General features: G+C 71.5%; 11 protein-coding genes. 4 read left to right on the top strand and 7 right to left on the bottom strand.

What is annotated here, in order from left to right; translation table 11 throughout:
• Positions 1-105 precede the first annotated feature (105 nt).
• From KEG38_RS48140 to KEG38_RS48120, 5 genes are all read right to left on the bottom strand, one after another.
• The gene (locus tag KEG38_RS48140) at positions 106-1,239 is read right to left on the bottom strand and encodes a site-2 protease family protein (RefSeq protein WP_272427697.1); all 1,134 of its coding nucleotides are present in this window, start codon (positions 1,237-1,239) and stop codon (positions 106-108) included.
• Between the two features lie 107 nt (positions 1,240-1,346).
• Positions 1,347-1,622 (bottom strand): hypothetical protein, encoded by a 276-nt coding sequence (locus KEG38_RS48135; RefSeq protein WP_272427696.1) that lies wholly within the window; start codon positions 1,620-1,622, stop codon positions 1,347-1,349.
• Positions 1,623-1,690: 68 nt separating this feature from the next.
• The gene (locus KEG38_RS48130) at positions 1,691-2,698 is read right to left on the bottom strand and encodes a hypothetical protein (protein ID WP_272427695.1); all 1,008 of its coding nucleotides are present in this window, start codon (positions 2,696-2,698) and stop codon (positions 1,691-1,693) included.
• A 52-nt stretch (positions 2,699-2,750) separates the two neighbouring features.
• Positions 2,751-4,061 (bottom strand): FecR domain-containing protein, encoded by a 1,311-nt coding sequence (locus KEG38_RS48125; protein ID WP_272427694.1) that lies wholly within the window; start codon positions 4,059-4,061, stop codon positions 2,751-2,753.
• Positions 4,058-4,807, bottom strand: coding sequence for an RNA polymerase sigma factor (locus tag KEG38_RS48120; protein WP_272427693.1), 750 nt, complete (start codon positions 4,805-4,807; stop codon positions 4,058-4,060). Before KEG38_RS48120 ends, KEG38_RS48125 begins: the two co-directional genes overlap by 4 nt.
• Positions 4,808-4,980: 173 nt before the next feature.
• Here KEG38_RS48120 and KEG38_RS48115 point away from each other — a divergent pair, with 173 nt between their 5' ends.
• From KEG38_RS48115 to KEG38_RS48105, 3 genes are all read left to right on the top strand, one after another.
• Entirely contained in the window at positions 4,981-5,196 is a 216-nt protein-coding gene (locus tag KEG38_RS48115; protein ID WP_272427692.1) for a hypothetical protein, read from the top strand.
• Between the two features lie 152 nt (positions 5,197-5,348).
• The gene (locus KEG38_RS48110; protein WP_272427691.1) at positions 5,349-6,389 is read left to right on the top strand and encodes a hypothetical protein; all 1,041 of its coding nucleotides are present in this window, start codon (positions 5,349-5,351) and stop codon (positions 6,387-6,389) included.
• A 79-nt stretch (positions 6,390-6,468) separates the two neighbouring features.
• Complete coding sequence (locus tag KEG38_RS48105; protein WP_272427690.1) at positions 6,469-12,033, top strand: tetratricopeptide repeat protein; 5,565 nt, start codon at positions 6,469-6,471, stop codon at positions 12,031-12,033.
• A 9-nt stretch (positions 12,034-12,042) separates the two neighbouring features.
• On the opposite strand, the gene KEG38_RS48100 is transcribed toward KEG38_RS48105, so the two are convergent.
• Entirely contained in the window at positions 12,043-12,900 is an 858-nt protein-coding gene (locus KEG38_RS48100; protein ID WP_272427689.1) for a heme NO-binding domain-containing protein, read from the bottom strand.
• Positions 12,901-13,101: 201 nt separating this feature from the next.
• Positions 13,102-14,703 (bottom strand): serine/threonine protein kinase, encoded by a 1,602-nt coding sequence (locus KEG38_RS48095; RefSeq protein WP_272427688.1) that lies wholly within the window; start codon positions 14,701-14,703, stop codon positions 13,102-13,104.
• A 248-nt stretch (positions 14,704-14,951) separates the two neighbouring features.
• Between KEG38_RS48095 and KEG38_RS48090 the strand changes: the two genes are divergently transcribed.
• Positions 14,952-16,769, top strand: a complete 1,818-nt coding sequence (locus KEG38_RS48090; protein WP_272427687.1) for a DUF4215 domain-containing protein — start codon at positions 14,952-14,954, stop codon at positions 16,767-16,769.
• The last annotated feature ends 49 nt before the right edge of the window (positions 16,770-16,818 follow it).

Genomic DNA, 16,818 nt, shown 5'->3' with positions numbered 1-16,818 from the left:
GACTCGTTCGCTGCTCTGCGAGGTCGCGAAGCGAGCTCGCCTCGGGGGGTGAATCGGCCGGGCTTCGCCTGGCCGAGAGGGGGACGCGAGGCGTCCCCCTCGGGACTAACGACCCCGTCCGCCGGCCGCACCGAGCAGCGCGAGCGCGCGCTGGAGGTCGGCCGGCGTCACGAGGCCGACGACGTGCTCGCCCTCGTCGAGCACGAGCACCGCTTCCGCGTCCCCATTCACCAGCGCGTCGAGCGTGGCCGCGGCGTCGTCGCGCGTGTGCACGCGTGGCACGTCCGTCCGCATGGCCTTGCCCACGGTCGCGTCGGGCGCGCGGTGAAGCTCGGGTCGCGCGAGGTCCCACGCCGTCACCACGCCGAGCACGTGATCCGGATCGAGCTCGGCATGCTCGTGCTCGCCGTCGACCACGAGCGCGCCCGCGAGGTTCTGCCGGAAGAGCCGCCGCGCGACCTCGCCCGCGCGTTCGTCCGCGTGCGCCTCGCCGAGCCGGTGGTTCATCACCTCGGCCACGGGCAAACCTTCGAGGACCTGCCTCCACTGGCTACGCCCTTGCTCGCCCGCCGCGCCCATGTACACGAACACCGCGATGAGCACGAGCAGCACGTTGAACGAGAGCAAGCCGAAGAGGCCGAAGAGAACGGCCATGCCCTTGCCGATCGTCGCGGCCACGCTCGTCGCGCGCCGGGGGCCGAGCCGCGTGGACAAGAGGCCGCGGAGCACGCGGCCGCCGTCCATGGGGAAGGCCGGCAGGAGGTTGAACGCGCCGAGCACCAGGTTTGCGAGCGCAAGCGCGAGGAAGGCGACGCGCACTTCGGCGAGGAGCGGCAAGAGCGAGACGAGCCAGCAGACGACTGCGATGCCGAAGCTCGACAGCGGGCCGGCGAAGGCCATCCACGCCTCGCGCTCCGGCCGCACGTCGCGCTCCATCCGCGAGACGCCGCCGAGCATCATGAGCGTGATGGATCGGACGCGGACGCCGTTCGAAAGCGCGACGAGGCAGTGCGCGAGCTCGTGCAGCAGGATGGAGACGAAGAGCCCGATCGCGAGGATCACGCCCCACACGAGCGGCGGCAGGTGGAGCTCGCTTCGCGGGAGGCCCACGGCCTCGGCGATCGCCCTGAACTGGGAAGACGTGACGAACGCGACGTACGGGAGAAACAGGACGAGCGTGATGTGCAGCTTCACCGGGATGCCGCGAATGCGGAAGATCGTCCAGCCTCGGTCCAACATGGTGCTTCCTCCGGTGGCAGCGCGCGCGCCGGGCCGAGCTGCTCGCCCCGACAGGGGCAACACGCGTGCCCCGAGGTCGCTCGACGCGCGGCAAGCTTCGGGGCGGGTTACGCGGCCTCGTCGACCACGTCGCTGTCGATGTGGAAGCCTTCGCCATCGGGCGTGCTGATGAAGCGCAGCGCGCCCGATGCTTCGAGCGCGTCACAGAGCTCCTCGGCTTCGAGCTGCGAGATGCCGAATCGCTCGCAGAGCGCGTCGCGCATCGCCGTCTTGCCGGGAAGGTAGTCGGCGCCGACGAACGTGCCGAAGCGCGCGCGCAGCGCTCGCCCCGCGCTCGCAGGCCCGAGCACGAAGGTCTCCTCGGGCTCTTCCTGGTGTTGCATCGAAAGGCTCCCCCCGGGGTTCATGGAGACGCGCTGCCGAGGCACAAGGCCCCCTCCCGCGCGAGCGATCAACGGGGGTTCGTCGGAGCGGATCGGACGAGCGGGTGTTCGAGCTGCAGGGCGAGGTCCAGGCCGAGCCAGAGTCCACGGACGGCGCCGCTGAGGCCGTCCGCGGTCTCGAAGCGCGTGGGCCGGAGGATGGCGCCCGGGCTCAGGTGAAGGCCGAGCCAAGCCGGGCCGAACGCGCGCACGTCGACGCCGAGGAGGCCGCCCGCGCGGCCGGACCACGCGTCACGCGCGCTCGGGATGCCGTCCGTCGCACGCACGTCGCTGAGGTGCAAGAAGCCGAGCGCGGCGTCGGCGCCGAGCATCAGGCGGACCGACGAGGCGAGGTAGACGCGGTAGTCGACCGCGAGCCCGACCTCGAACCAGCGCGTCGAGCCAGCGCTCGTGGGGCCCGTGAGCCAGCGGGCGGTGGCGCGTTCGCTCACGCCGGCGCCGCGGAAGCCGAGCGAGGCGCCTGCGCCCCACAAGGTGCCGGACGAACCGGGCAGGAAGGCGAAGCTCGGCGCGGCCGACCAGACAATCGCAGGCGCGCGCCGCGCGGCGAGCTCGAGCTCCTTCGGCGTGGGCGTGCGCGGGGCCGGGGCCTTGCGCGGGCGGATGGGGCGCGCCTGCGCGCGGACGAGCTCGTTCGCGGCGATGGCCACGAGGCGCGCGGCGACGTCGGGGTTGAGGCCGCCGATCAGGATGAACCGTCGCCCGGCGGCGCGCTCGGCGAGCCTCGCTTCGATGAGGACCTCGGACGGACTCGGGAGATCGATCCAGACGTGGGCCACGTCGTCGCCGAGCGGGCCGCTCGGACCGGGCGCGAGCGTGCCCGTGTCGTCGAGCTCGATCTCCAGCAAGCGCCGCACGCGAGCTTCGCCGCCGAGCGCCTCGGCTGCGGCGCGCGCGAGCGAGAGGCGCACCTCGACGCGGCGCGGGGCCGTCGCGGCCGGAGCGGCGGCGGGCGTGGTCGTGGCGGGCGCAGGCCCTTCGGCGCGCGCGGCGCTCGGGCCGAGGGCGAACGTCACGAGGGCGGCGAGGGCCGCGCGCGGGGTAAGCGAGCGCCACGCGCGACGTGCTTCAGGGCGCGCTTGCGTCGCCGGCTCCCGCGTCCGGTGCAGCTTGGGGCTCCTCCTGCGCGGGCTCCTCGCCCGAGAGAATTCGCTCCACGTCCTCCTTGCACCGGCCATCGGGGTACTTGTTCAAATACTCCGTGCCCATGCGCTGCGCCTCATCCTTCCGACCGGCGCGGTGCTCGGCGCGCATCTGCTTGCAGAGGGCATCCTCTGCGAGGACACCTTTGAGGCTCCGCGCACGCTCGAAGTACTTTTGTGCTTGATCGGCCTGTCCCATCTTCTCGTACATGCCGCCGAGCGTGTAGGCCGCGATCTCCGCGTAAGGATCGTTCGGGAAGTGCTCGACGACGCGCTGGAGCGCGAGCAGCGCGGCGGAAGGATCTCCGCCTTTGGCGCGGGCGATGTCGCCGATCACCACGAGTTCCGCGGCGCTCCTCGACGATGCGATGGCGCCTTCGATGCCGCCGGGCTGCTGGCGCAGGAGCTCGAGGGCCTGGGCGAGCTCGCCTGCGTTGTACTTGGCGCGCCAATCGGGCGCGGCGATCGCGACCGCCTCCGTCTCGGCGCGCAGCGGCAGCGGCAGCGCGAGCGGACGCGAAGAGATGTCGATGTCGCGCGGCATCGGCGCGGTCGCGCGGCGCGGGCGCGGGACGGGGTTCGTCGGATCGTCGTGCGGGGCCTCGGCGAGCGCGATCATCGGCACGGCTTCGAGGCCGTCGCCACCCGAGAGCTCGCGCGAGCCGGCGGGCCAGGAGACGCGTGCCGATCCGCTCGCCACGCGCACGTCGATGTCCGCCTCGTTTCGCCGGACGAACACCACGCTGCCCGCGCGGGCGAAGAGGGTCGCGCTCTCGGCGACGAGCGCGATCTCCGAGGCCTTGGGCGCGCCGGCCGTGTCCATCGACGCCTCGCCGCGCAGGAGGCGCAGCGTGACGGCCTCGCCCTCGCCGCGCTCGACCTCCACGGTGGCGCCGGGCGAGAGGGTCAACGTGCCGCCGCCGGGCAGCGGATAACTCGCCTGCCGGGTGCCTGCGGCGAGCACGCTCGGCGACGTGTTGTTCTCGGCCGCGATCGCGCGGACCTCCGTCGGACCAAAGTCCTTGCTCGTGCTCGTCCCGACATAGAGACCCGTGCAGAAGGCGGCGACCGCTGCGGCAGCGACGGCGATCAGCGTGCCCGTCATGCGGGAGCGATCGGGCTCGCGGCGCCCGGGCAGATCGTGCTCGAGCCGCTCCCAGACGCGATCGATCCGCGCCGGATCAGCGTGGTCCCGCAGGTCTTGCGGGCGCAGGGGAGGCACCACGCGGCGGGTCATTGGTCAACCTCTTTGCTCACCGGTTCTTCCTTGCCGGTCGGGTCGACGAAGTGTTCGTCGAGGAAACGCTGCGCGCGCGTGATACGACGTTTCACGGTGGCAAGCGAGCACCGCGTGAGCCCCGCGACCGCTTCGAGCTCGTGCCCCTCGATGCAGCGGAGCGTCCAGGCGATGCGCTCGTCCGAGGGGAGCGTCCGCAGGAGCGCGTAGATCTGGGCGAGCTGCGCGCGCACGTGCGGCGAGGCCTCGGGGCTCGCGAGGGCGTCGAGGTCCACGGGCTCGCTCGCGCGACCGAGCCCGAGGAGGTTCAGGAGCTTGCCGCGGCGCATGCGCGAGCGCACCGCGTGCACGACGATCGATCCGAGCCAGCCGCGGAACGCCGAGCGATCCGTGAGATCCCGCAGGCGCTCGAAGGCGCGGAGGAATGCGTCGTGGACGATGTCCTCCACGTCGCGCGGCGAGCCCTCGATCCGCGTGGCGAGGTTGATCGCGAAGGCCGCGTGACGCCGGTAGAGGATCTCGAGGGCCTGCACGTCGCCCTCCGCGCCGAGGCCGACGAGCTGCGCGTCGGGCAGGTCGGCGAGCGCGGAGCGGCTGCCTTTGGGGACACGCGAGGTCTCGGGCGGACGCTTGGCCTCGGCGCGATCGTCGGGGGCCGGCGTCGCGGCCACCCCGTCGCCCTCGTTTGTGGGGCGGGGGGATGGCTCGACGAGCCGCAACCGACCGCGCTGAAGCCTGGGCGCCATTTTCGATAATCCTACGTGTCTAAGGACGCTCAGGGTGTGGCAGGTGGCTCACGGCGGCCACAAAGATTTTTTTGGGAGCTCGCGTGAGCCGTTCCGGTGACCTCAGGCGTCGAGGGAAGTGCCGCAGGTCGGACGTCTGCGGGAGCTCTTTAGCTAGTACGGAGGATCACAACATGATCAAGCACATCATCCTCGCCCTCTCGGTCTCCCTCCTCGCGGTCGCTTGCGGCGGCGGCACGCCGGAGCCGGCGGCGCCCGAGGGGGCCCCCGCGGACAAGCCGGCCGAGGGTGCTCCGGCGGACAAGCCGGCCGAGGGTGCCGCTCCGGCCGCTCCGGCGGACCAGGCTGCTCCGGCGCCCGCCGGTGGCGACCAGGCCGCCCCGAAGTGAAACGACTTACACCCCGGCGATCCGCTTTTTGCGGGTCGCCGGGGTGTCCTTTTTTGTGTGCCTGAAAGACGGCCGCGTGGACGCAGCGCGGGAAAGCCTCGTCGGGTAGGATCGAAGCTCGCTCGCTTCGATTTTCTTCGACAGGTGGATCCATGCAGAGCTCGCGGCGCTTCGTGCAGAGGTCGTTCGTCGGGGTGATGTTGCTCGGCGCGCTCGGCGCGCTCTTCCCCTTCGCCGGATGCGGCCGCACGAGCATCACGCCTGCGGAAGGGCAGAGCACCGGCGGCGACGGCGCGTGCGGCGACGGGACGTGTGATCCCGAGGAGACGTGCGCGAGCTGCGCCGAGGACTGCGGGTTCTGTGCGGGGTGCGGCGACGGCGCGTGCACCGGGATCGAGGCCTGCGAGAACTGCCCCGTCGACTGCGGCGTCTGCGCGAGCTGCGGCAACGGGACGTGCGGCGACGGGGAAAGCTGCGCGACGTGCGTGCTCGACTGCGGCGCGTGCCAGAGCTGCGGCAACAAGACGTGTGATCCGAGCGAGAGCTGCGCGACGTGCCCCCTCGATTGCGGCCTCTGCCAGACGTGCGGCAACGGCGCGTGTGATCCGAGCGAGACGTGCGCGTCGTGCCCCGGCGACTGCGGCGCGTGTTCGAGCTGCGGCGACGGGTTTTGCACGGCGCCCGAGGACTGCCTTTCCTGCGCCCCCGACTGCGACGCGTGCCCGAGCTGCGGCGACGGCGACTGCGACGCGGGCACCGAGAGCTGCTTCACGTGCCCCGGCGACTGCGGAAAGTGCCCGGGCTGCGGCGACGGGATCTGCACCGGGACCGAGACGTGCGCTTCGTGCCAGACGGACTGCGGCGTGTGCTCGGTGTGCCCGAACGGCAAGTGCGAGGCGTTCGAGACGTGCTCGATCTGCCCCCAGGACTGCGGGACGTGCCAGGCGAAGGGATGCCTCGAGGTGGTCAGTTGCGCCCTCGGGTGCATCGATCTCGGCGCAAATCCCCCGAAATTCAGCGTGACGTGCGTGGCGAACTGCGTGGCCCAGGGCTGCGCCGACGTGCAGTTCTTCGTGGATCAAGTGCTCACGTGCGCCGTCGACGTGCTTCCCGTCTGTGGCGGAGACTTCGGGTGCATCCAGACCGAATGTGGTGAGGAATTCGCGGCCTGCATCGGCGCGAAGTGCAACTGACGCCCGTCCCCGGGTGAACGACGGTCCTCCGCTGCCCAGGGCTTGCTCGATCGACGGGCAAGCCGTGTAGCATCGAAGCGTGGCCGAGAACGACGAGCGCCCCGACGAGCCGAAGGCCGAGGACAAACCCGCCCCGCAGGCAAGGCCCGCCATGATGTCCGTGGACGCGGGTTGGGACGTGGCAGACAAGGGCAAGCCCGCTGCGCCCCCGAAGCCCGCCCCGCCCGCGCAAGCCGCGCAGCCGCCGCAAGGCGTGTCCGCGCCGAAGCCCGCGCCGCCCGGCAAGATCGTGCCCGCGGGGGGGCCGCTGCCGCCGAAGCCCACGACAACCGTGGTGCGCGCAGCATCGGAGCCTGCCGTCGCGCCCGCGCCGCTGCCGCCGATGTCGCCGCCGCCGCTACCGCCGATGGCGCCGCCGCCGGTCCCCGGACGTCCCGCGCCGCCACGTCGCGCGACCACGGTGGCGACGGGAGCCGCGCCCGCCGCCGCGCCTGCGGCTGCGCCCGCCGCGCCCGCCGCGCCTGCTGCGTCACCCGCTGCAGCGCCCGCCGAGGCGGCTCCCAACGAGCCGATCACGCTGGGCGTCGAGCTCACGCGGCGCGCCGAGCGCATCACGAGCGCCGATCCGGTGGCCGCAGCGCGCGCCCTCGTCGAGCGGGGTCTCGTCGAGCAGCGCGTCGAGCACGATCGAATCGCGGCGCGGCGCTCGTTCGCGGCAGCACGCGCGATCACGCGTTCGCTTGGTCCGGTGCTGTCGCGGCTCCGGCACCTGTTCGAGCCCGAGGATCGGCTGGAGCGGATCTCGGTGGTCGACGACGAACTCGTGGTCGCCGAGAGCGACGCCGAGCGCGCGGATCTGCTCTTCGAGCGCGCGCGGGCCACGGCCGAGCTCGGGCGCTGGCCCGAGGCGCGCGCGGCCTACGGGAAGGCGCTCGAGCTCGTGCCCGCGCATCCGCACGCGCTGCGTGGCCTCGAGGCCGTGCTCCGTCGCGAGCTCGAGCGCGGCAAGGGGCGTGATCTCGCCGAGTCGCTCGCGAAGCACCTCGAACGCATGGCCGACGCATATGCCCCCGAGGCCGGTAAGCCCGATGGGGACGCGAGGCTCGCCGCGTGGCTCCACGTCGAGCGCGCGGCGGTGCTCGACGACATGCTCCAGCAACCGGCGCTCGCGACCGCGGCCCTCGAACGGGCCGTGAGCTTCGAGCCCGCGCCCGGGCCGGTTCGCGCGGCGCTCGCGCGGCATCACGTGCGCCACGACGATCCGCGCGCGTTCTGCGAATCGCTCTCCGCCGAGGCCGAGCACGAGCTCGACGACGATCGCGCCTCGCGGCTGCTCTACACGGCGGCGCGAATCCAGTATGAGCGGCTCAAGGATCCGCACGAGGCAATCGCGCTGCTCGGGCGCGCCACGGCGCGTGCGCCCGCGGGGACGCCGACCTCGCGGCGGATCCTCGCCGAGCTGAGCCGGCTGCAGGAGCAAGAAGGGGCGCTCGATCAGGCGTCGATCACGCGCAAGCGCGAGCTCGCGATGCTGACGGGGCAGGAGGCGATCGCGCACGCGCACGTGCGGCTGTCGGAGATTTACGACGCGCTCGGGCAAGCAGAGAACGCGGCCGTGCATGCCGAGCAGGCGCTCCTGCATGATCCCGTGGACGAGTCGACGCGGGAGCGGCTCGACCGCGCGCTGCAGCGCCTCGGCCGTCACGAGCGCCGCGTCGAGGTCTGGGCCGCCGAGGGCAACGCCGAGCGGCCCGCGCACCATCGCGTCGCCTCGCTCATGCGCGCGGCCGACATCTGCGAGCGGCACCTGCGCAAGCGCGAGGACGCCATCGTCTACCTGAAGGCCGCGTGGACCGTGAACCCCGGCGACGCCGCGGTCTTCGACGGGCTCACCGCGCTCCTCGAGAAGCCCGCGCGCGAGCCGGACGCGGGCGTGCGCGCGCGCATCGATCTCTACGCGCAGTCCGCGCAGGCCCAGGTCGAGGCGCCGCGCAAGATCGCGCTGCTCGAAAAACTCGTGAGCATCTGGGAGGACGAGCTCGGACAGCCCGAGCGCGCGATGGAGGTGCTCGACCAGATCCTCGCGCTCGATCCCGTGCGGCGTACCGCGTTCCTCGCGATGCAACGGAACGCGCAGCGCGCCAGCGATTACCGCAGGCTCTGGCAGGCGCTCGTGGCCGAGTCCGAGCTGACCGAGGATTCGGCGCTCAAGCGCAGGCTCCTGCTCCGCGCCGCGGACGTGGTCGGCGAGCGCGTGGGCGATCGGGATCGAGCGCTCGAGCTCGTGGATCGAGCGCTCGCCGTGAAGGCGACGGATCCGGACGCGCTGCGCGCGCGCTTCCGCCTGCTCACCCGCGCGGGCCGGAACGAGGAGGCGAAACAAGCGCTCCTCGGGCTCATTCGGAACGATCCCGCGGCGGCGTTCGGCCTCTGGATCGAGGTCGCGCGCTTCGACGAGCTTCGCCTGAAGCGCCCGCAGGACGCGGTGAAGGCGTACGAGGAAGCCGCGCGCCTACGCCCGGATCACCCGATGCCGGGGCTCGAAATCATGCGCCTGCTCCGCGCCACGGGGGATCATCGCCGCCTCGTCGCCTCGCTGAAGAAGCTCGCCGAGGGCGCCTCCGGGCCCATCGCACGCGCGAGCTTTCTGTTCCTCGCCGCCGAGGTCGAGGAGCTCTTGCTCGGCGATGATCAAGCCGCGCTCGCGACCCTCTCCGCCGCCGACGCGCTCTCCGCCTCTCCGGAGGGCGCCTTCGATCCAGCCGTCGTCGAGGCGATGGAGCGCATCCTCGTGCGGCGTCGCGCGACCGACGAGCTCGCCTCCCTCTACGCGGGTTGGCTCGCGCGCCACCCGCCTCCGTCCGTCGATTACGCGCTCCGCATCGCCTTCGCCGACGTGCTCTGCCGCAAGGATCGGCGCGAGGCCGTCGGGCTGCTCGAAGGGCTCATCGCCGTCGTGCCCGATCACGTCCCGGCGCTGCGCATGCTCGAACATCTGCACCGGAGCGCGCAGGCCGTCGCGCTCGCCGACGTGCTCCGCGGGCAGGCCGCCGCCGCGCGATCGGTCGTCGCGCGCACGGGCGCGCTCGCGCACCTCGTCACGCTGGAGGAGCGCATCCCGAGCGAAACGCTCCTCGACGCGCTCGGCCGTGTCGTCGCCGAGCGCCCGGCCGACAGCAGCGTGCACGACGCGATCATCCGCATCGCCGGTCGCCTCGTCGAAGGCGCCGTCTCGCCCGCCTCCACGGGCCCCGCGGGCGCGCTCCTCCTCGCGTCGATCACGGCCCGCAAATCCCTCGCGCGCGAGCCCGTCGCCCGCGGCTTCTTCCAGCTCGAAGAGGCGATCCTCATCGAGGGCAAGGCCCGCGGCGACGCCTCGCTCGCCCGCGCCTCGCTCGCTGGCTACCGCGACACGCTCACGCTCTTCCCCGACAGCTTGCTTGCCGCGCGGGGCCTCGATCGACTCGCCGGCGAGCTCGGCGATCGCTCGGCGCTCATCACGGCGAACCGCTCGCTCGCCCGCATCGTCGAGGGCGCTGCTCGCCGCGCTGGACACCTCGTCCGCGCCGCGCAGCTCACCGCCGAGGAGCCCGGCCTCATGGGCGAGGCGCTCGAGCTCTACGAGAACGCGCTTCGCGAGGATCCCGACTGCGACGCGGCTGCCCGCGCGCTCGCCCGCGGCCTCGCGCCCGATCCTGCGCGCCTCGCAGATCGCCTCGGCGCCGCCCTCGAACGCGCTGCCTCCTCCGCGCAGATCGTCCTCCTCGGCACCGAGATCGGCCGCGCCGTCCTTCGCCATCACGAGACCGGCGGCGCCTCGCCTGATCCGAGCATCGGCGTCGCGGCCATGCGCCGCGTCCTCGTCGAGACGCCCGACGACGTCCCCGCGCTCATGCTCACCGCGCGCCTCTACACCGCGCAGCGCCTCCCGGCCGAGGCTCGCGACGCCTGGCAACGCATCGTCTCGATCGCGGCCGTCCCCGAGGCGCGCACGGCTGCGTACTTCGAGCTCGCGGCCCTCTACGAAGGCCCGCTCGCCGACCTCCCGCGCGCCGAGCAGTGCGTGCAGGCCGTCCTCGCGATGGAACCCTCGCACGCCTTCGCGCTCGATCGCCTCTACCAGATCGCCGCCAAGCGCGGGGATCACGCGCTCGCCGTGCATGCGCTCACGCGCCTCGCCGACGCATCGCCCGACGCGCGCACCCGTGTCGACGTTTGCCTTCGCCTCGCCGAAGCGCAACGCGAGGCCGGCGATCGTGCCGGCATCGTGCGCGCGCTCTGCGACGCCGTCGCGCATGGCCCGACCGACATGCGCCCCTGGACCGCCCTCGCGCGCCTCTACCGCGTCGAGACGCCCGACGGCGCCGCCCAGTATGTCGCGGCGATCGGCCAGGTCCTCGAGATCGCCTCGGCGCGCCGCCTGCCCATCGATCCTCGATGGCTCACCACGATCGGCCTCCTCGAGGTCACCGTCCTCGTGCGCCCGCGCGACGGCGTCGCGCACCTCCAGCAGGCCGTCGGGCTCCCGAGCGCCGGCCCCGAGGCTCGCGCCGCGCTCGGCCGTGGCCTCGACGCGGCCAACCGCAACGGCGAGGCCGTCCAGGTCTTGCGTGACGTCCTCGCGACCGACATCGACGCCCTCGCGAAAACCGGCGAGCTCTCCGCGGCCCTCGCCGCGCTCGAATCTGCGCTTGCCAAGGATGGCCGCGCCGAAGAGCGCCTCACCGTCGAGGAGGCGCGCGCTTGCCTCGGCGACGTCAAACCCGAGCGCATCACGCGCCTCCGCGCGCGCCGCATGCCCCCGGACGCGCTCCACCCCGGCGTCTTCGCGGGCCCCGAGCTCCACCGCCTCCTCCTCGCCGAGGCGCAGAGCCCCATGCTCCTCGCTTCTGCGGCCATCGCCCCCATCGCGCACAAGGCCCTGCGCTTCGAGCTCTCGAGCCTCGGTGTCTCCTCGCGCGACCGCATCGGCTCGCGTGACAACAGCTTCACGTACCGCCTCGCCGATCGCATCGCCAAGAGCCTCGGCGTCGAGGGCTTCGAGCTCTACCTCTCGCAGACCTGGCAGGGCATGCCGCGCGTGTATCCCGGCGATCCTCCGGCCATCGTCGGCCCTGTCGCGTTCGCCGAGCTCCCCGAGCCCGAGCAAGCCTTTGCCCTCGGCCGCCTCTTCGTGCGCATCGCGCTCGGCCCCACCTGGCTCGACGAGCTCGCCCTCGAATCGTGCGACGCTCTCCTCATCGCGGCCCTGCGCACCGTTGATCCCGCCTTCGGCGCGCGTGAGATCGGCCCCGTGCGCGAGCAAGCCGCCCAGGCCTTCGGCGTGCACGTGCAGCGCGCCATCGGCCGCAGGCAACGCAAGCTCCTCGAAGAGATCCTTCCCTCGGCGGCGCCCGGCTACGACATCCGCCTCCTCGCGGCCGGCGTTCGTCGCAGCGAAAACCGCCTCGGTTATCTGCTCTCCGGCGACCTCGTCGCCGCGATCGATCACCTCTGCCGCATCGATCGGGACGTTGCGCGCGCGGCCGAGGATCCTCGCATCGTCGTGCTGCACCCGGTCACGGGCGACCTCCTCCGCTACGCGCTCAGCTCGCCCTCGTATGCCGAGCGCCGCCGCGCGGGCACGGTCTGGACGAACGCGTAACGTTCTCGATCAGCGCCGACGCCAGAGCTCCGACGCGTCGCCGTCCGAGCTCGGCGGCGGCGTGCTCGGCATGCTCGGCGTGCGCGGCTCGGCGGGCAGCGTCGAGATGCGCGCGGGCGTCACGCCGCTTGCCGGCGGGTTCGTCTTCGTCTCGGTCCTCCATGCCGACAGCAATTCTTGCTTCGACGAGGACGCGGGCGGCGGCGGCACCGACGACATGTCCCCGCGATCCCCGAACAGCGCGTTCTTCAGCGCCGATCGACCCATCGCGGGCGGCGTGAGCCTCCGCGCGAGCCCTTGCGCGCGCTCCGTGAGCTGCGTCGTTCGTTCGAGCTTGACGGCCATCTCGCACGTCGGCGCGCCTGCGAGCATGCACCGGTTCTCGTCGACGAGCACCGGCTGCTCCAGGTTCGCGCCGAGCCCGCGCACGACGCCTTTGATCAGCGCGCAGCCCTTCAGGTGCGACTGGTACACCAGGACCACCTCGCCATCGCGACCCCAGCGCGCGGTCACCGGTGAATGTGGCGCGAGGTCGCCGCTTCGTTGCGCCATCCGCTCGATGAGTTCTTCGCTGTGCACGAGCACGTCGAGCACCCGCCAGCGCGGATCGACGAGGTTGCCGTAGACCCTCAAGAGCTCCGACGCGAGCTTGTCGCCGAAGCTCTCGAGCACGAGGGCGGGCGACATCCCTGTCAGCCGCGACATGCTCGTCGCGAGCGCGTGCAGTTCTTCGCCCGGGTACGTCTGGGAGGGCAGGTACACCCGTTCGGCGACGCCGGCTTCGTTCCGGATCGTTCGCCAGAGCTCCTCGCCGAGCCGCTCGCGTACGTAATTTTGGAACCCGAGGAGAATGACGCCCAGCACCACGTCCCCCTGCCTCGCGCGTTACGGTCGCGCGAGGCCTGAATAGGTCAAGTATGCAAGATCAGCGCCGTAACCGTCTCGAACGTTCCTTGCAGTGTTCTTCCCGATCCCGGCTTCTTCGTCAGCTGCCCGTGGGGCGAAGGCCCACGTTTTTGCGCCCATTTCTGCAACCGATGGATTGCGACTTTGCAATGCAAGGGCGCGCTACTTGTCCCAGTTGACCTTGTCCCAGTTGCGCTTTTTGCTCTTTTTTGATGACTCGGTGCCCGTCGTCGGCGCGCCCGATCCGGCGTTCGCCTTCGTCGAGCTCGTGCTCGCGCCGGCCCCGGATTCGGTCGAGGGCTCGTCGTGCCCGCGGAACACCGCGATGCCGACGAACAGGAGGATCAAACACACGAGCGCCCCGATGAGCGCCGGGATCAGCGGGATTTTTCGCGGCTCCGAGGGCGCCGCGGGGGCCATCCCGATCAGGCTCTTCGCCATCGGCGGCGGCGTGTGCGCGGGCGATGCGGGCGCGGGCGTCGGCTCCGAGGCGCGCTGCGGCGGGGCCGCTGGCGCGCCCGTCGGCGTCGACGGGAGCGATGCGCGTGACGGGTTTGTCGCCGGCGGCGGCGTCGGCTCCGACAAACCCAGGCTCGCCACGCTCGCCATCACCGTCGGCCCGTACAGGATCGACGCGTTTGCCTGCGCGGCCGTCGCCGATCGTGGCCCCGTCCCAGTCGGGTTGCTCGGCGGCGACACCGACGTCACTGCACTCACTGCGGTCGGCGCCGAGATCGCGCCGGGCATCACGATACCGATCCCGGCCGCGGTCGGCGCGTCTGCACCCATCGGCGGCGGCGGCACCGTCGGTGCTTCGCCGAGATCGACGTTCGTCGGCGCGGCGGCGGGCGTCGTGATCAGCGCCGTCGGCAGCTCCCCTGCGGCGAGCTTTTCTAGCGCGTACGGCGGCGGCTCTCCGCGCAGAAGCGCGCGCACGTCGCGTTGCATCGTCGCGGCGTCCGGGTATCGCCGATCGGTCCGGAACGCGAGCGCGCGATCGACCACCATGCACACCTGCGGCGACACGTCCTTCACGAGCGTCGCGAGCGGCGGCGCTGGCTCCGTCGACATCTTCACGAGGATCTCGGCCTCGGTCGTTCCCTCGTGGATGCGCCGCTTCGCGAGCAGCCGGAACATCGTCGAGCCGAGCGCGAACAGGTCCGCGCGCCCGTCGATCTCGACGCCGCGGATCTGCTCGGGCGGCATGTACGGCAAGGTCCCGAGCATCGAGCCGATCTTCGTCTGCACCGCGTGCTGGGAGTTTCGGAGCCTCGCGATGCCGAAGTCGAGCACCTTCACGTGCCCGGTGTTCAGCACGAACACGTTGTCGAGCTTGATGTCGCGGTGAACGATGTTCTGCGCGTGCGCGGCGCCGAGCACCGACAGCACCTCGTCGACGTACTTGAGCATCTCGTCGACGGGAATCGAGCCGAGCCGCTTGAAGCGCGCGGCGAGCGACTCGCCTTCGAGCAGCTCCATCACGATGAAGGGCAGCCCGTCCTCGGTCGTGCCCATGTACAGCACCTCGACCGCGCCCGGGTGACGGAAGCTCGAAAGCACGCGCGCTTCCTGCTCGAAGCGGGCCCGCAAGTCCTTCTGCCGCGCCACCTCCGGGTGGAGGATCTTCACCGCGTCGCGCCGGCCGATCTGCTGCGCGCCGACGTACACGGCGGCCATCCCGCCGACGCCGATGAGGCTCTCGAGCCGCCACGTGTCGCGCAGCGTCGTCCCGATTCGCCGCTCCCAGAGCTCTCGATCCTCCATGCCAGCGCCTCCGATATGACCGTTTCCCGGCGACCTGGTCAAGCGGGGCTTTCGCGTGGGGGTGGTCTCCGCGCTTCCCGCTCGCGCCGAGCGCAGGGAGGCCCGCAAAGCTCCAGCCGCAACCGAAAAACCACGATCCTACGGCAGACGCCGCGAGAATCCAACCATTCGTGAACGGAACCGGGTAGGATACGTCCCAACCGGCTTGCTTGACGCTGGCTGAAATGCTTGGAGGTGTGGACGTGCGGATGCAATCGAATTCGCGGGGGCTCGTGGCGCTGGTGGCGCTCGCTGGGCTCGCCTTGATGGCACCTGTTGCAGGGTGTGGTGGGGACGAAAGTCCGATCACGCCGACCGGCTCGGGTGGGGCGGGCGGCACGGGCGGAGAGGGCGGAGGCGGCGGCGCCACGTGCGGCAACGGCGTCCTCGAGGGCAACGAGGCGTGCGACGACGGCAATAAGGCCGCCGGCGACGGCTGTGAACTCGATTGTTCCTTTACCTGCGACAACACGAACCCCGACACGGGCGACGCGAAATGCGACGACGGCAACCCCTGCAACGGCGCCGAGACCTGTAGCGACAAGCACACCTGCGATCCCGGGCCGAACGCGGCCGACGGCACGACCTGCGGCGCGAGCAAGATCTGCAATGCGGGCGTCTGCGTCGACGACATCTGCGGCGACGGCTTCGTCAGCCCGAGCGAGGAGTGCGACGACGGCAACACCGCGGACGGCGACGGCTGCGACACCTGCAAATTCAGTTGCGTATCGGACGACCCGACGCGCGACTGCTCGGGCCTCGACCCGTGCGTTGCCACCGCGTGCGACGAGGCCACGCATACCTGCGGCAATCCCGTCGGCGACGGCCAGGTCTGCGCGATGGCCTCCGTTTGCGTGAATGGCGCCTGCGCCCCCATCGTGTGCGGCGACGGCATCGTCCATCCCGGTGAAGAGTGCGACGACGGCAACGTCGTCGACGGTGACGGCTGCCAGGCCGATTGCACGCTTCCTTCGGCGTCGGTCTGCGGCAATGGCGTCCGCGAGACCGGCGAGCAATGCGACGACAGCAACACGAAAAACCTCGACGGCTGCGATTCCGCGTGCAAATTCGAGCAGGTCCAGCGCGCGACCTGGCTCAAGATGCAGTTCGCCGTCGACGCGGCCTTCTGCCCCGCGAACCACCTCGGCGGCGCCATCGCTGCCGCTGCGCAGGGGCAGCTCCAGACCTCGCTCGACCAGGGCGTCCAGAACGGCTCGATCAACATCCTGCTCAAGACGCTCGGCCTCGGCGACCTCAGCGGCACCGAAGACCCGGCGATCGAGATCGGCGTCATCAAGGGCAATCCCGTCATCCCGATGGGCGCCATGTACAATGGCACGGCTGATCTCGATTGGTGGTACACGATCGACCCGACCTCGATCAACGCGAATCGCGAACCGCTCGACAAGCTCACGGGTTTCATCAGCGCGAGCACACTCACTGCGGGCCCGGGCAACCTCACGATCGGCATCAATTTCGCGGGCGCGCCTGCGGCGCTCAAGATGAGCAGCGCGCGGCTCACGATGTCCGTCGGCGCTGTGAGCACACCCCTCGCGTCGACCGGCAATACGCCGGGCCACCTCGCCTCGGAAAACCTCGACCCGGCGCTCCAGACGTTTGCGAGCACGGGGCAACCGGACGACAGCGGCGCTGGCAAGCTCTGCGGCAACGTCAGCGCCACCTCGCTCGACCAGGTCCCGGTCCCGGCCGACCTCGCCGCGGGCGGATCCATCGCGTGCGGCCAGGGATATACGACGCAGAACTCCTTGCTCGACGTCATCGTCGGCGGATGCACCGTCTTCAACATCGTCACGGTCATCACCCCGAGCCAGCCTGATCAGACCGACCCGAACGCGCCGGTCGCGGGCGCTGGCGGACCCTACACGCTCACGACGAACGCCATGACGAAGCAGGTCAACGGCTGCCGCGACAAGGACAACCAGACCGTCGACTTCAATACCTGCCTCAACGCCGCGGCGTACTCGTCGTTCTTCAAGTTCGCGACCGGCCGCGTGATCGCGAAATAAGGAAGCTCCCCTCTTCCCCCCTTCCGCGGTTTCGACTAACCGACCTCCC

Origin of the sequence: Polyangium jinanense (genome assembly GCF_028435265.1) — a bacterium.
Taxonomy (GTDB): Bacteria; Myxococcota_A; Polyangia; order Polyangiales; family Polyangiaceae; genus Polyangium; species Polyangium jinanense.
Note: the sequence above shows the minus strand (reverse complement) of the source record. Positions and strands in the feature narration are given on the sequence as shown.

What these genes read in the sequence shown, in the direction of transcription:
- KEG38_RS48125 (WP_272427694.1), bottom strand. Translation starts at nt 4,061, where the DNA reads ATGACCCGCCGCGTGGTGCCTCCCCTGCGCCCGCAAGACCTGCGGGAC.
- KEG38_RS48115 (WP_272427692.1), top strand. Translation starts at nt 4,981, where the DNA reads ATGATCAAGCACATCATCCTCGCCCTCTCGGTCTCCCTCCTCGCGGTC.
- KEG38_RS48095 (WP_272427688.1), bottom strand. Translation starts at nt 14,703, where the DNA reads ATGGAGGATCGAGAGCTCTGGGAGCGGCGAATCGGGACGACGCTGCGC.
- KEG38_RS48140 (WP_272427697.1), bottom strand. Translation starts at nt 1,239, where the DNA reads ATGTTGGACCGAGGCTGGACGATCTTCCGCATTCGCGGCATCCCGGTG.
- KEG38_RS48090 (WP_272427687.1), top strand. Translation starts at nt 14,952, where the DNA reads ATGCAATCGAATTCGCGGGGGCTCGTGGCGCTGGTGGCGCTCGCTGGG.
- KEG38_RS48120 (WP_272427693.1), bottom strand. Translation starts at nt 4,807, where the DNA reads ATGGCGCCCAGGCTTCAGCGCGGTCGGTTGCGGCTCGTCGAGCCATCC.
- KEG38_RS48135 (WP_272427696.1), bottom strand. Translation starts at nt 1,622, where the DNA reads ATGCAACACCAGGAAGAGCCCGAGGAGACCTTCGTGCTCGGGCCTGCG.
- KEG38_RS48110 (WP_272427691.1), top strand. Translation starts at nt 5,349, where the DNA reads ATGCAGAGCTCGCGGCGCTTCGTGCAGAGGTCGTTCGTCGGGGTGATG.